This window comes from Paenibacillus sp. FSL L8-0470 (genome assembly GCF_038008625.1).
GTDB lineage: Bacteria > Bacillota > Bacilli > Paenibacillales > Paenibacillaceae > Paenibacillus_AQ.
In genome coordinates, this window is sequence record NZ_JBBOZM010000001.1 from 7,215,806 (window position 1) to 7,229,253 (window position 13,448).

Genomic DNA, 13,448 nt, shown 5'->3' on the forward strand with positions numbered 1-13,448 from the left:
TCCACGTGGAAATTCGAATCCGCTGTGATGAACATGAAAAAGATCAACCGAGCCCGGTTTTTTCGACCACAATACTATCTCCCCGTCTCATCAATCTATTGCTTCAAAAATTCATCCACACTGATTTGCTGTAATTCATAATCCGCACCGATGGCTTTTAATTGGTCCTCTATGTTAGCCGCAACCCGATCAATGCCCTTATACACCAGTAGAGGTGCCGCCTCCAGATAAGTTTTGGCCAGCGCATAATCGCAGGAGAGTATCTTTTTGATGAACACCAATGTTTTTATTTTGTCGGTGCCCGGGCCTGTAATGAATACTTTGTAGTAATCCAACTGCCCGTCTTCGCCCATCTCCCATTCCTCCTCAATCCCCCTAGGAAGTAAGACGCTGTGAAGAAATTCGATAAGATTATCATAAGCAACAGAGAAATCCCAAGAACCCTCTCCATGCCTTGCAGTATAAATCACGGTATCTCCTCTGGAGAGATCCAGGCAATACGGGTCACCTTCATCCGACGCAATAACGAGATAATCGCGCGGCCAATCGGTAATGACCTCTTCCGTAACGGGATTATAATTGTAACCCGATTGGCCTTCAACCAAGTCCTTGGCGCCGTAAATAAATAGATTGATATATTCATCCGTGCTCCAGGAGACTGATTCGGGAACATAGTGCTTCAGAAAGTAGGTGTACTCATCGGGCAGATTCCATTCCCCGGAGACGGTGCGTATTGCCTGCTCTTCCGCCTCGGTTAGCAGCTGCATTGGATACTTCGCGTAAAAATCGGGGTTTTGCTGCCTTGTCTTCTCTAAAGCTGATTGCATTTTCTCCAAAACGTTGTCTATTCCTTGATAAACGTTCTGCATTAAGATCACCACTTTAATTAAGATTGGATTGCTTCGAAGGAATCAAAAACTGTAGAAAACAGTTTCACCGTTTAGGAAGGGTTTGCAGTAATTCTCAATCAAATCCGGCATTTGTTTACGTATCCACATATGCTTATCTTGGTTACTTATCAGAAAAGAGTAGTAGGAAAATATCACCAAAAATATGAAACCCTCTAATTGTTCAGTGTCTATTTTTCTGGAAATGACAGTTGTGTAGCCGGATAGTAGAGCGTCTCGCAATTCTCCTTCAGTCAAAAGGGCGCCCATAGCGATATCCATCGCGTAATATCCAAAACCCGACAAGCCAAAGTCAATGAATGAAATCCCCTTTGGTGTGCGGATTAGGTTACTATAGTTAATGTCTGCATGGATGAATCCCCATGTCTCCATCGTTTTGCTCAATACTTTAACACGATCATTGATCAACGAAAATGTATTTTCAAGAATATAAAAATCCTTGGTAGTGATAATCCCCATTTCTTCACCGGATCGCAATTTGGCCAGCATGGTATTTGTCCACTCTATTTCATATTCGGGCCTAATAAAACTTGAACCCTGTTGATAGCGCATTGAAAACTGATGCAAATGGGCAATACGCGTCCCAAAGGTACGAACTGTTCCCTCACTGTTTAAATCTTGCTTGGACATGATTTCCCCAAAAATCCATTTTAAGACGGAACAGTGCACTTCTTCGTGTTCAATAACAACAGTTGTTACCAGTTCACCGTTTAAATTCGGAACAGGGATTTGAACAGGTAATTCGGAATGAGAAGACCAAGCTAACAGATATTCCAACTCCGATTGAACAGCCTCACGCGTATTATGTACACCCTGCATGTTTTTTGTAATGGGTTTATGCATCCGCAACAAGTAAGTGTCTCCAGAATACTTTTCTGTGACCTTGTATGTGATGTTCTCGTTATGACGGATCAATTCCACGAAAGGGTCAATAAAAGAATACTTCAGTAAGACTTCCTTAAAACACTTCGTATAATCCATAGAATATCCCCCCTAGTTACCCTACTCTTCTTGGAAAATCTCCTTAATTCCCTCTAATTCCCGGGGCTTAATTCCGTTCTCACTAAGTACAACCACGGAATCGGCCCTTTTCCAGACAAGAATTTCTCCGTTCGTATCCCAACTAATAATATCCTCAGGGAAATCTTCCACCTTTTTTAGCCCCAGCAGTTTGACTAATTCACCATACTTGTTCTCATCCACAATCTCATAGTAGTCTCTATATGCGTCTAACTCATATTTATAAACGGTCTGCCATTTCCCTTTGTTGACCTGATTCAGCATGGCTGAACTCTCTATATGGGTCTCAAAATTGTTGCATTTCAAGTCGTATCCCTCATAATATCTGCCTTGCTCATCAATTGAAAATATCTCTTGATACAACGTATCTGCACAATTAAAGTGGCGTATGACGATATCATCCTCCGGTTCCATTACGATTAATCCGCTCTCATGTTTAAAATCGCCCCGGCAAGGCACCTTATGAAGAATTCCATATACGATAGGCTCCAAGTAAGCATAGAGTGTAAATCCGCCGAATCTTGTTTGGAAATCTATTAACGGATCTGTAGGCATGATTCTTGCCGCTTGAAAGGCATTGATTATCTCCTTCTCATCCTTAACAGAGTCTTTCCATTCGGAGTGTGCAAGATAATCACAAGCTCTTTTTGACAAAACCATATCGTCACCCTTTCCTTATTCGTAATTTAACAGCTGGTTAGGTCGCGGCCATACTTTTGTTTCATAATAATTCTTTTAGTACATTTTTAGCCAGCCGTATCTTCTCATCATTGGCATCACGAAGTAAAGCCACAATGTCTTGAATATCGCTCTCTGCTGATGTAACGATGAAATCTTCATCCAGATATGCAAACAACTGTATTAAATTCACTTCAAGGGATTCCGCAATCTTATTTAAATTCAGCAAAGATACGTTTTTCTCCCCAGGTTCAATCCTGCACTATTTATAGATTACCTCTTAATTCTTCGGGTGTATCCCCCATTATCCTTACAGAATCCTTAGAATCTCCCCTTACACTGTGGAAGTGGAAAGGATGATATAATATGCGGGACATTATTTTAGAAACTCAGAATCTTTGCAAGAGCTTCAAACATCAACCAGCCGTCAACAAAGTAACGTTAGCAGTACCCCGTAACTCGATCTATGGGCTCTTAGGGCCGAATGGCGCAGGTAAATCAACAACGCTCAAAATGATCGCAGGCATGCTGCGCCCCGATTCCGGGAGTATTCGCATTCATGGAAATGAATGGACCCGGAAGGATTTAAGCGAGATTGGCGTATTAATTGAGGCGCCACCGCTCTATGAGAATCTGACTGCCAGAGAGAATCTTAAGGTGCGCACGCTTGCCCTCGGACTGCCGCAGTCCCGCATCGAGGAAACGCTCGCTGTCGTGGATTTAACCCATACCGGAAAGAAACGTGCCGGACAGTTCTCCATGGGCATGAAGCAGCGGCTGGGAATCGCGATTGCGCTCTTGAACCAGCCCAAGCTGCTGATTCTGGACGAACCGACCAACGGGCTGGACCCCATCGGGATTCAGGAGCTGCGGGAGCTGATCCGTTCTTTTCCCGGGCAAGGAATCACCGTCATTCTGTCGAGTCATATTCTCTCTGAAGTCGAACAGGTAGTGGATCAGATCGGAATTATAGCCGGGGGAGTTCTGGGATATCAGGGAGCCGTTCCCCACGGGCAAGAGCTCGAAGCCTTGTTCATGCAGGTCGCCGCAGCCAACCGAAGGGCTGGTGAATAACATGCTTCGTCATATTAGGGCTGAACGTTTAAAATGGCGGGGCACCTTTATTCCTAAGCTTGTCTGGCTAGCACCTGTGTTCACGCTGCTCCTTTGCGCCATCTTAATGGGCGGACGCTTATTTCAAAGCGGGGCGTACAACTGGTGGTACACGATGCTCTTGCCCGGGGCGCTGACCCTAACCTGTTCACTGGCTCTGCATAAGGATGCCAAGATGAAATACCGTGGACTGCTGGCTCTGCCCGTTGATCTGAGGACCCTCTGGACCGGGAAAATAATAGCCTGTGCAGAATGGCTATTAGTCGCCATCCTCCTGTTCCTGGTTGCCGTTACGTCAGGGGGAATACTGTTCGGCCAAACCATTCCGCTGATGAACAGCATGGCCGGGAGCCTCCTGATCTTCGTCACGTTTCTGTGGCAGATTCCGCTGTGTCTGTTCCTGACCGCACGGCTCGGATTATTCGCTGCTGTTCTGCTTAATATATTCGGTAATGTTATGGGTGTCGTTGCCTTCGATACCGGAGGACTGTGGGATTTCATGCCTTATACTATTACTCCCAGGCTCATGTGCCCGGTTCTGTCCATCCTGCCGAACGGTCTCCCCGTACCGGTGGACAGTCCGCTGAGAAGCACGGAAATGATTCTTCCGGATGTCCTGATCTCCCTGGCCTGGTTCGGATTACTCTCCCTCCTTACTGCGCTATGGTTTCGTAAGCAGGAGGCGAAGTAACATGGCTTCACTACCGGGATTGCTGAGAGCGGATCTGCTCAAAAGCCGGCATACGCCGTTTCTGCTAATTCATCTGCTGGTTCCTCTTATCGGAGTTGGCGTATTCTTAGCGTACTATTCGTACTCCCCATGGAGTGCAACCGACAAAGCTCTGGCGTTTATGCAGTCTCTAGGATGCGCATTTCCTACCCTGATCGGGCTAGTCTGCTCCATGGCGGTGGAACAGGAAGCGGCTGCAGGACAGTTTCAAAGCATGCTTGCTATACCCGCAAACAAAATTACTGCCTATATAAGCAAGCTGCTTCTCCTGCTGTTGTTTGGCTTTGGAGCCGTCCTGTTTGCTTACACCCTTTTTGGCCTGGGGTTCGGCGGAATTCTCCAGCAAGACAGATTGGGAATGCCCTTTTACATCACCGGGGCGGTTATTCTGTTCGGGAGCAATATGTTTCTCTACCTTCTTCATCTGACAGCCAGTCTGCGCTTCGGAAGAGGCGCTTCCATCGGGGTGGGGATTGTAGGGAGTCTGGTCGCCGCCTTAATGCTCACCGGGCTAGGCGATGCCATCTGGCCGTATATTCCCTTCGCATGGGGCGTCCGCTTCATCTCTCTATGGACAATCCACGCTTCCGGTACCACGCTATCCCCCACTGTATCAGGGCTGAGCGCCGGAATTACGGTCTGTGTACTGGGAACGATAATGGCTGCTCTTCTATGCGCTGCATGGTTCCAGCGGTGGGAGGGACGATCAACCGATAATTAGACATACAACTTACAATCGAGGGAACGAATATGGCAAAAATACTCGTGGTAGACGATGAACCCGCCATCCTGTCGCTGATCCGCAACGCGCTTATTACTGACAATCATCTGGTGACAACGATCTCTGATTCTACACAGGTGTGCCGGAATGACCTTGGCGCGTATGATCTTATTTTGCTGGATGTGATGATGCCGGGTGTGGACGGCTTTACACTCTGCCGGGAAATACGCGCGGCGGTGGATTGCCCGATCCTTTTTTTAACGGCCAAAACACTGGAAAGCGATCTGATGTACGGCCTCGGACTGGGGGCAGATGATTATATTGTGAAACCTTTTGGCATAGGCGCGCTGCGGGCACGGATTGGCGCCCACCTCAGGCGGGAAAGCAGAGAGCGGCGGAATGTTCTCTATCTGGAGAATGTACACTTCAACCTCTCCGGTAAAGAACTGTTGGTCCAAGAGGACAAGGTGCCTCTGACCAAAAGCGAATATGAAATTTGCGAATTTCTGGCCCGCAGCCGCGGACAGGTCTTCTCCAAAGAACATATTTATGAAGCGGTCTTCGGGTTTGACGGAGAAAGCGACCGCAGCGCCATTACGGAGCATATCAAGAACATCCGCGCCAAGCTGAGCAAATACGGGATCGACGCGATTGAGACTATCTGGGGGATTGGATATAAGTGGAATCTGTGAAACGAATCAAAACAGTGCGCCTTCGCACCTTTTTCCTGCAATACCTCTTGTTCTTAAGCACAGGGACGATTCTGCTGCTGGTGCTTGTACTTGGCTTGTTCACACTGGCGTTTTCCTCCAATATTATACTCCCTGCTAACTATGCCGAGAAGGAGATTGCTGCGTTCAAGGAGCGTCTTGCCTCAAGCAGAACAGTAACGCCCGATAGCGTTCCGGGAATGGTAGATTATACGGTTTTCACCCAGGAAGGAGAACCTCTCGCCGGTAATCTGAGCCGGAGTGAAGCAGCACATGCCTGGGAGATTATACAGCAAGGCAATACTCAGGACTCTCATTTCTATACAACCGCCCGGCACGGACAGGAGATCTGGATATTCCGGTATAGCTTAACACCGCAGTATGCATCTTCCTTGCTGCGCAGCTATCTGCCGAATCCTCAGTTGCTGGGAGTGCTGCTCTTCATCTTGGGCATTTTGCTCCAGGCAGCCTTGCTTGCCGCCCGGTTCGGCAAAAAGCTCACTGAGAAAATGGCAGGATTACAGGAAGCGACAGAGAACATCCAGCGCGAGAATCTTGAGTTTACCGTCAAGCCCAGCGGTATCCGCGAAATCGATGATGTGCTGGCCTCACTGGACCGGATGAAAGAAGCCCTGCACACCTCACTCAAGCGGCAGTGGGAGCTGGAGCGTTCCCGCAGAGAGCAGATTTCAGCGCTGGCCCACGATATCAAAACCCCGCTTACCGTCATTCGGGGAAATGCAGAGCTGCTGCAGGAGACGACACAGACTGCTGCCCAGCTGGAATATAACGGATACATTCTTCGCAGCGCCGAGGATATTGAGGCCTTCGTACAAGAGGTTATTGATCTGTCCAGCATGCAGGCCAGTTTTGTTCGTCAGAAATCGCTGGTACGTACAGCGGAGATTATTGGGGAATTAGAGCTGCAGATGAAGGCTCTGTCCTCCGGCAAGGACCTGCATACGCATATCCAGAAGGATAAGCTTCCTGCATTTCTCCTCTTAGATAAGGAACTGTTTCAGCGGGGAATCGTCAATGTGATCGCCAATGCGGTCGAGCATACGCCTCCCCAGGGGAGCGTTGCTTTGCTGGTCCGGGGGGATGACGCTGCTGTCCATTTCACGGTCACGGATACGGGCAACGGCTTCTCGCCAACCGATCTGAAAGAAGCCGCCACCCAGTTCTATAGAGGGGACCAGAGCCGAAGTTCCGGCAATCATCACGGGATGGGGCTGTACATTGCCGAGTCCGCCGCCAAGCAGCATGGAGGGAGCTTAGCTATAGCCAATATGCCATCCTCCGGCGGAGGGAAGGTGACTATGAGCATTCCTGTTTCTGCGGGAGGCTGGGATGGTTATGGGCAGGAGTAACGAGCGCTCTTGTGGTGTCCCTAGATTATTTCAGTTTTACAGGTTCGAATAAATTCAGATAATATTTGCTTCCGCAACCATCTGGATTATCATTACGAATGTGTTCTTCCAAGCATACTCTTGAACGGTCAGATTTGTACTTATTATGCTTGGACAAGTGACGCATTAACGTTTTCCATGAATCACCTATATCGTCACTGCTTTCAAGCATAGCGTATAGGCCCCCGGGTAACATCATTTCTTTTAAATGTTTTGGAACATCCGTACCATCTGGGATGGTAGCACACATGCCATATCCATATGGGGTACCCAGATGACTTGGCATTGGCTTCACATTACCACCAAATAAACGTGCTGTGCCCAGTAAGTTTGCCGACTTAATCCAATCCAGCACCGGTGCCATTGCTTCATCTTCCGGGGATACACCTATAGCAATATTGTAGGCCACCCTCATAGGAGGAAGGGTAATAATTTTGATTATGTTGGCTTCTTTCAAATTGCTCATTAACAAATCCTCCGTTTCAGTAAGAATCTCATCCAGACTAGACAAACAGTCTGCGTTTTGCTTTTGAAGCAGTTTCAAGACCCGGTCTAATTGCTGTTCAAAAAGGAGTACTTCTGCTCTCTGCACCTTTAGAGTGGAGATTTTATTTGCAATAACCGTGCTAAGCTGTGAAGGGGACTTGTTTGCGATAACAGATTTTATATCCTTTATCGGAATATCCATTTTGCGAAGTACTGCAGTAATTCGTATACATAAGAGTGCATTTTCATCATAAATTCTCCAGCCAGAGGAGGTATCCCTTGAACTTTTAAAGAGTCCTTCTGATTCCCAGTGGCGCAAGGTGCGACTCGTCAGTCCCATCTGCTCCGACAATTTATTGATTGCAACAGATCTGTTCATCCTGATCTCCTTTCCGAGCTCTCAAAGTTATAATAGCACTTGACGCTGCGACAATTTCAAGAGTGTTCCTTCTCTAAGCACAGTGAAGTGAAAAACGCTCCATTGAGTCATGTTCACAACCACCCATACAGGAATGAAAGATTCTAAATCACCTTCCTTTTGAAGATAAGGTTTCAAATCCACCCGAGGATTTCAAAAATGTTTCTCTGGTCAAGCTCAAAAAGGCTTCGATTGCTGGCGAGATCCACTTCTCTTCATGCCAAAACATTTGGGTTGCAAACGATGTGGCGGTCAAATCCCACGGCAACGGAACCAGTTCTCCCCGATCCACTTCTCCTATCACGGCCATTTCAGGCAATATGGCAATGCCCATTCCTATTTTTGCGCATTGTTTAATAGCCTCAGCACTGTTAAACTCCAATTCGGTAATTCCCCCCATGCCCTTCTGTGAAAGACTTCGATCAAAAAAAGTGCGATAGGAACATCCCTTTTCCGTTAACAAAAAGGTCCCGCCATGAAAATCTTCAATGGCCAGTGCAGTACGTGCAGCCAAAGGATGATCTGGTGATACCAATAGATAAAAGGGCTCATCCAGCATTTTTTCACCGCAAAATCCTGTCTCGCCCTTGTCCTCATCCAGCATAAAAATAATGTCAGCGTCCCCTTCACGCAAGCTCTGTTTGAGGTTCGAATTAGCCAGCGGACGAAACATTAACCGAATCCCTGGATAGCACAAACGAAACTGGCGCAATACAGCCGGCAGCCGGTACGTACATAACGTTTCATCGGCACTTATGACTACCGTACCCGTCAATTCGCCGGATTGCTTAACGGCATGCTGTGCTTCTTCAACCACACTCAATATGTTATCTGCATAGCGCAGGAACTTTCTCCCTGCATCGGTCAAAGTCACATTTTTACCCAATCTGTCCACCAACTTGACACCCAATTCTTCCTCTAAGGCCTTCATTTGCATCGTAACCGTTGAAGGGACATAGTTCTGCACTTCTGCAGCTCGGGTAAAGTTGAGTGTGGAAGCAAGCGTATAAAAGGTTTTTAATTGGCGCAATTCCATCACATTTCCGCTCCTTAATTCAAAAAAAATGAACGTTATATTCATGAACGTTTCTTTGACTTAACAATAGCGGCATCGTAGAGTGATGACAAGGAAGGCAGTCCCTACTTTAGCTATGAGAAGGAGTTTTTATATGAGAGATTATGATATTTATGAACTAGGAGATGTTCTGCTGCAATCCGGTAACACTCTGCCTAATGCCATTCTCGCCTACAAAACATACGGCATGTTAAATGCAGCCAAAAATAATGTGATTGTATATCCCACCTGGTTTGCCGGCTTGCATACTGATAACGAATGGTTAATCGGACCTGGCAAGGCACTGGATCCAGAAAAATATTTTATTATCGTCCCTAATATGTTGGGCAATGGACTCTCCTCCTCGCCAAGCAATACGCCATCGCCCTATCAACAAGCAAATTTTCCACTGATCTCAATTTATGATAATGTGCGGCTGCAGCATCAACTGGTGAATCAAAAGTTCGGTATTACAGAAATCGCCCTCGTTGTAGGTTGGTCACTAGGCGCTGTGCAGACCTTTCAGTGGGGGGCAAGCTATCCCGATATGGTAAAACGAATCGCTCCATTCGGCGGGACTGCCATGACCCGGCCACATACAAAGGTTGTATTTGAAGGAATGATCGCTGCCCTTCAGGCTGATTCTGCCTGGAAAAATGGTTTTTACACACAGAAACCTAAAACGGGATTGGCAGCCATGGGTCGAGTCTACGCAGCTTGGGGGTTCTCTCAGGCTTATTATCTAGAGCAGCTCTATCAGCAGGAGGGCTACCACACACTGGAGGAATATCTCGTAGATTACTGGGATCAAGTATTTTTGACCTTTGACGCTAATGACCTGATCACCATGTTACGAACCGGCATTACAGGTGACATTAGCGCTAATCCGATGTATAACGGTGATTTTCACCTTGCATTAAGCAGGATAACCGCACGGGCCCTGGTTATGCCGGGAAGTACAGACCTTTTCTTCACTCCCCAGGATAGCAAAGTTGAAGCACAACAGATACCAAATGCATTCTTCCTCCCTGTTGAATCCAAGTGGGGGCATTGCGCAGGCATTGGACAGCATGAACCAGATTCCGTATTTATAGATAAAAGTCTAAAGAGTTTCTTGCTTGAATGAAACTGAGGAGAAGCGGATTAAATTGAAAAATAAGTTGATTATATATGTCCTCGCACTTACTGTTTTTCTAATCGGAACCATTGAATACATTATTACAGGAGTCATTGAAATGATCGCCGTGGATTTAAGAGTATCTACTTCCGAAGCTGGTTTACTAGTGACTGTATTTGCTCTGGGAGCGGCCATTGTTGCTCCGATTCTAATTGCATTAACAATCAATATGGAGCGCAAGAAGCTACTGATGGCTGCCCTCAGTGTGTTTATTATCAGCAACGGGCTTATGCCCGTACACCTTTTGGGTCTTGATAGCCGATGCCCTCTGCAATTTCCTTCAGCGTAGCATCTGTTTCAAGCAGCAGGTGGGTGAATAGCTGGTCATTCGCCCAAACATGATATTCGTACAATTGCTGCCGGTGTTTAAGCATGTATGAAACCACCTTTCCTTTATTCATCATCGTTTAGCTGCCAATTCCACAGCCTTATCTCTATCGTATACCGGGTTCGCTGACAACCATTGTCAGCGAAGTCAATCGGAATCGTCTTCGTAATGTTTTGCGATTCCGTAGGCCATTTCCTGAATCCGACGCTTCAGCTCCAGCGGCTCTCGTATACAAATGGCCGGACCAAACGTCAGCAGATACATCGGAAGGTACTTGTTCATCGTAGGAACGTCCAGCAGAAACCTCGCCTCGCGATCGGTCCGTTCCGTCAAATAGTGGCGTAGATGCCAGTGGCGGCAAACCGCGTTCAGGGTGTCGGGCTCTCCCTCGATGCGGATAACCGTCAGCGGTCCGTCCGCCTCCCGTTCCTGTTTAGACTGGTCGCGGAAATAGGCGGACGCGGAGAAATGCTCCGGCTTTTCGAACCTTGCATCGGTCGGCTCCAGCCGCGCGATACGATCTACGCGGAACGTCCGCATTGCCAGCGACCGATGGCAAAACGCGACAACGTACCATTCGTTCCGGTCGTAAGCCAACCCGTATGGATCGACTTTACGTTCGTCAGCCTGCCCCGCATTCTCTTTACGATAAGCTATGCAGACCGTTCGCCCATCCTTCGCCGCCTGCTCCAGGTCCCGCAACAACAGAACGCCGGAAGGCGGACGCACCGGAGAAATCACATCCAAGCCACTCGTCTGGCGGGACAGATCGTCGCGCTGCTCTTCGTGCAGCCCATTCTTCACTTTCTCCAATGCACTTTCCAGCTCTTCGGTATACGGATAGCCAGCGCCTTGCGCAAATTTAAACGCGTCCACAAGCGCCTTCAACTCTACGGAATTGAAGAATAATGGCGTCTCCCTGAAGCTTTCCAGAATGTGAATGCCGCCGTCATGGCCCGATTCCGCAACGACTGGCACACCGCTGGCGCATAATGCGTCGATGTACCGGTACACGGTGCGGATGCTGATCTCCAAACTGTCCGCGATCTGCGCGGCGGTGAGTTTCCTTCCGGAGCGTAGCATCCAGAGCATCGATAGCATATTATCCCATTTTGCCAACAGTAGCACCTTCTTTCCTCGCGAAAATTCAATGTTATATCATCATATTTGGAAGTAATTCTTTACGATCTACGGATGGATAACTTCAGTCTGTTCATCAAAATATCCAGCTTCGGATAAGACGGTCTCACTCAGATCATATTTCACAAATATCCGTAAAGACCTGGCAATATGATCCCCAACATTCTCACCAAAGTAAATACTGTAATAATCCCTTTGATCTACCTCATTACTTTTACTATCTGGTCTTTTTTCGACTAAAACAAAATAAATAGGGTCGCTCAATTGTTCTTCGTCTTCATCTGTATCAGGCCAATCCTTTAGTTTTACTGTAGTTTCGTTTAAATTACTGTATTTAAGAACAAAGGAAAGGATCTCATCATCTGAATAATTGTTCACGCTGGTGGTACTGGAACCCTTAGGAAGCTCTGTGGGTGAAGCTGTTCCCGTAGAAGTAGCTACTGATGGGGCGGCTGCTATTTGCTTGGACGAATTACTGCTATTGCATCCGACGATGAAAAGAAAGTGATAATGAAAAAAAACCGGATAAACTTCATCAATCTGGGAGTCCCTCCAATGTAAATAGATAGGTTAAAGAGTGAAGTTGCATATCAATCAACCGGAACATTTAAGATCTTACGCAGATGCTTAACGTCGTTCATTGGGGAACGTCCAAACATGCGGCTATACTCCCGGCTGAACTGCGAAGGGCTCTCGTAACCAACGAGAAAGCCCGCAGCAGCGGCTTCTAATCCCTCTGAGAGCAGCAAGCGGCGTGCTGTCTGCAGCCGGATGGCCTTCTGATACTGAAGTGGGCTTATCGCCGTTACCTTTTTAAAATGCTTGTGCAAAGAAGAAGGGCTCATGTTCGCTTCGTTCGCCAATTCTTCGATCACAAGAGGCTTGGAGTAATCGCGGTTAATCAGATGGATCACTTTGGAAATGTTATACGCATAGCTGCCGGCTATGGCAAATTGCCTGATTAAAGCTCCCTGCTCACCTTTCAGCACACGATAAAGAATCTCGCGGGTGATAAGCGGCGCTAGGAACTCAATATCCTCAGGGGTGTCCAGAAGCCGGACAAGCCGAAGCAGCCCATCAAGCAGCGGTGAGTCCGATTGGCTCACCAGTATACCCCGTCCCGTCTTTCCGTTCCATTGGGGGCTGCTCATCTGAATTATATCCAGAATGACATCTGGACTAATGGATAATTGAAGGCTTAGGTAAGGAAGCAGCGGCGAGGCTTGAGTGATTTTTCCGATTACAGGCAGATGCACCGAGGTGACCATGTATGTGGTCGGATCGTACACGTAATTTTCCCCTGCCAGCGTTGCTGTCTTTGAACCTTGTGCGACCACGTACAGAGAGGGCATATTGACCGTATGCTTGGGCTCCGACACCTGGCTTGCGCGCCTGAAACAAAGTTCCGGTACCGCTGAAGCATGTGTTCCGTCCGAAGGCGCGTGACGTTGAATAAGAAGAATCAGTTCTTGCAGATGAGCAGAAATCTTAGAGGGAGAGACGAAATCGGGCATGCTTCACCTTTCCTTTCCACAACGCTGATGGCTAATTATATC

At 47.4% G+C, this 13,448-nt stretch carries 16 protein-coding genes and 1 pseudogene; 7 read left to right on the forward strand and 10 right to left on the reverse strand.

What is annotated here, in order from left to right; all coding sequences use genetic code 11:
* Positions 1 to 95 precede the first annotated feature (95 nt).
* The 4 genes from NST99_RS32890 to NST99_RS32905 form a co-directional block, all read right to left on the reverse strand.
* Positions 96 to 827, reverse strand: a complete 732-nt coding sequence (locus NST99_RS32890) for an SMI1/KNR4 family protein (protein WP_341097341.1) — start codon at positions 825 to 827, stop codon at positions 96 to 98.
* A gap of 84 nt (positions 828 to 911) precedes the next feature.
* A complete protein-coding gene (locus tag NST99_RS32895) occupies positions 912 to 1,889 on the reverse strand; it encodes a phosphotransferase enzyme family protein (protein ID WP_341097342.1) in 978 nt (325 codons plus the stop codon).
* A 21-nt stretch (positions 1,890 to 1,910) separates the two neighbouring features.
* On the reverse strand, positions 1,911 to 2,582 hold the full coding sequence (locus NST99_RS32900; RefSeq protein WP_341097344.1) for a hypothetical protein: 672 nt from the start codon (positions 2,580 to 2,582) through the stop codon (positions 1,911 to 1,913).
* Between the two features lie 67 nt (positions 2,583 to 2,649).
* A complete protein-coding gene (locus tag NST99_RS32905) occupies positions 2,650 to 2,835 on the reverse strand; it encodes a hypothetical protein (protein ID WP_341097346.1) in 186 nt (61 codons plus the stop codon).
* 137 nt (positions 2,836 to 2,972) lie between these two features.
* Between NST99_RS32905 and NST99_RS32910 the strand changes: the two genes are divergently transcribed.
* Genes NST99_RS32910 through NST99_RS32930 form a run of 5 tightly spaced genes read left to right on the forward strand, consistent with a single transcriptional unit; the run spans position 2,973 to position 7,250 of the window.
* Positions 2,973 to 3,680 (forward strand): lantibiotic protection ABC transporter ATP-binding protein, encoded by a 708-nt coding sequence (locus NST99_RS32910; protein ID WP_341097348.1) that lies wholly within the window; start codon positions 2,973 to 2,975, stop codon positions 3,678 to 3,680.
* A 1-nt stretch (position 3,681) separates the two neighbouring features.
* A complete protein-coding gene (locus NST99_RS32915) occupies positions 3,682 to 4,410 on the forward strand; it encodes a lantibiotic immunity ABC transporter MutE/EpiE family permease subunit (protein WP_341097350.1) in 729 nt (242 codons plus the stop codon).
* A 1-nt stretch (position 4,411) separates the two neighbouring features.
* On the forward strand, positions 4,412 to 5,170 hold the full coding sequence (locus tag NST99_RS32920; RefSeq protein WP_341097352.1) for a lantibiotic immunity ABC transporter MutG family permease subunit: 759 nt from the start codon (positions 4,412 to 4,414) through the stop codon (positions 5,168 to 5,170).
* A 29-nt stretch (positions 5,171 to 5,199) separates the two neighbouring features.
* Positions 5,200 to 5,862, forward strand: a complete 663-nt coding sequence (locus NST99_RS32925) for a response regulator transcription factor (RefSeq protein WP_038598089.1) — start codon at positions 5,200 to 5,202, stop codon at positions 5,860 to 5,862.
* Complete coding sequence (locus NST99_RS32930; protein WP_341097354.1) at positions 5,859 to 7,250, forward strand: sensor histidine kinase; 1,392 nt, start codon at positions 5,859 to 5,861, stop codon at positions 7,248 to 7,250. Before NST99_RS32925 ends, NST99_RS32930 begins: the two co-directional genes overlap by 4 nt.
* A gap of 25 nt (positions 7,251 to 7,275) precedes the next feature.
* On the opposite strand, the gene NST99_RS32935 is transcribed toward NST99_RS32930, so the two are convergent.
* Both NST99_RS32935 and NST99_RS32940 read right to left on the reverse strand, forming a co-directional pair.
* Positions 7,276 to 8,154, reverse strand: coding sequence for a MerR family transcriptional regulator (locus tag NST99_RS32935; protein ID WP_341097358.1), 879 nt, complete (start codon positions 8,152 to 8,154; stop codon positions 7,276 to 7,278).
* Between the two features lie 148 nt (positions 8,155 to 8,302).
* Positions 8,303 to 9,229 (reverse strand): LysR family transcriptional regulator, encoded by a 927-nt coding sequence (locus tag NST99_RS32940; RefSeq protein WP_341097359.1) that lies wholly within the window; start codon positions 9,227 to 9,229, stop codon positions 8,303 to 8,305.
* Between the two features lie 133 nt (positions 9,230 to 9,362).
* Here NST99_RS32940 and NST99_RS32945 point away from each other — a divergent pair, with 133 nt between their 5' ends.
* A complete protein-coding gene (locus tag NST99_RS32945) occupies positions 9,363 to 10,373 on the forward strand; it encodes an alpha/beta fold hydrolase (protein ID WP_341097360.1) in 1,011 nt (336 codons plus the stop codon).
* 22 nt (positions 10,374 to 10,395) lie between these two features.
* Positions 10,396 to 10,668, forward strand: a pseudogene (locus NST99_RS32950) (MFS transporter); the annotation flags it as partial.
* On the opposite strand, the gene NST99_RS32955 reads toward NST99_RS32950, so the two are convergent.
* The 4 genes from NST99_RS32955 to NST99_RS32970 all read right to left on the reverse strand — a co-directional run bounded on the left by NST99_RS32955 (position 10,652) and on the right by NST99_RS32970 (position 13,406).
* Positions 10,652 to 10,798 carry a hypothetical protein gene (locus NST99_RS32955; RefSeq protein WP_341097841.1) on the reverse strand — a complete coding sequence of 49 codons (147 nt, stop codon included), beginning with the start codon at positions 10,796 to 10,798 and terminating at the stop codon, positions 10,652 to 10,654. The pseudogene NST99_RS32950 and the gene NST99_RS32955 overlap by 17 nt on opposite strands.
* A gap of 101 nt (positions 10,799 to 10,899) precedes the next feature.
* Entirely contained in the window at positions 10,900 to 11,871 is a 972-nt protein-coding gene (locus tag NST99_RS32960; protein WP_341097361.1) for a helix-turn-helix transcriptional regulator, read from the reverse strand.
* Between the two features lie 69 nt (positions 11,872 to 11,940).
* Positions 11,941 to 12,270: a hypothetical protein gene (locus tag NST99_RS32965; protein ID WP_341097364.1), complete on the reverse strand. Its 330-nt coding sequence runs from the start codon at positions 12,268 to 12,270 to the stop codon at positions 11,941 to 11,943.
* A 212-nt stretch (positions 12,271 to 12,482) separates the two neighbouring features.
* Positions 12,483 to 13,406, reverse strand: a complete 924-nt coding sequence (locus tag NST99_RS32970) for an AraC family transcriptional regulator (protein WP_341097366.1) — start codon at positions 13,404 to 13,406, stop codon at positions 12,483 to 12,485.
* Between the last annotated feature and the right edge of the window lie 42 nt (positions 13,407 to 13,448).

Excerpts from the sequence above, each read along its gene's own strand:
- NST99_RS32970 (WP_341097366.1), bottom strand. The coding sequence starts at position 13,406 with ATGCCCGATTTCGTCTCTCCCTCTAAGATTTCTGCTCATCTGCAAGAA.
- NST99_RS32935 (WP_341097358.1), bottom strand. The coding sequence starts at position 8,154 with ATGAACAGATCTGTTGCAATCAATAAATTGTCGGAGCAGATGGGACTG.
- NST99_RS32920 (WP_341097352.1), top strand. The coding sequence starts at position 4,412 with ATGGCTTCACTACCGGGATTGCTGAGAGCGGATCTGCTCAAAAGCCGG.
- NST99_RS32910 (WP_341097348.1), top strand. The coding sequence starts at position 2,973 with ATGCGGGACATTATTTTAGAAACTCAGAATCTTTGCAAGAGCTTCAAA.
- NST99_RS32915 (WP_341097350.1), top strand. The coding sequence starts at position 3,682 with ATGCTTCGTCATATTAGGGCTGAACGTTTAAAATGGCGGGGCACCTTT.
- NST99_RS32890 (WP_341097341.1), bottom strand. The coding sequence starts at position 827 with ATGCAATCAGCTTTAGAGAAGACAAGGCAGCAAAACCCCGATTTTTAC.
- NST99_RS32895 (WP_341097342.1), bottom strand. The coding sequence starts at position 1,889 with ATGGATTATACGAAGTGTTTTAAGGAAGTCTTACTGAAGTATTCTTTT.
- NST99_RS32925 (WP_038598089.1), top strand. The coding sequence starts at position 5,200 with ATGGCAAAAATACTCGTGGTAGACGATGAACCCGCCATCCTGTCGCTG.
- NST99_RS32940 (WP_341097359.1), bottom strand. The coding sequence starts at position 9,229 with ATGGAATTGCGCCAATTAAAAACCTTTTATACGCTTGCTTCCACACTC.
- NST99_RS32945 (WP_341097360.1), top strand. The coding sequence starts at position 9,363 with ATGAGAGATTATGATATTTATGAACTAGGAGATGTTCTGCTGCAATCC.
- NST99_RS32955 (WP_341097841.1), bottom strand. The coding sequence starts at position 10,798 with ATGCTTAAACACCGGCAGCAATTGTACGAATATCATGTTTGGGCGAAT.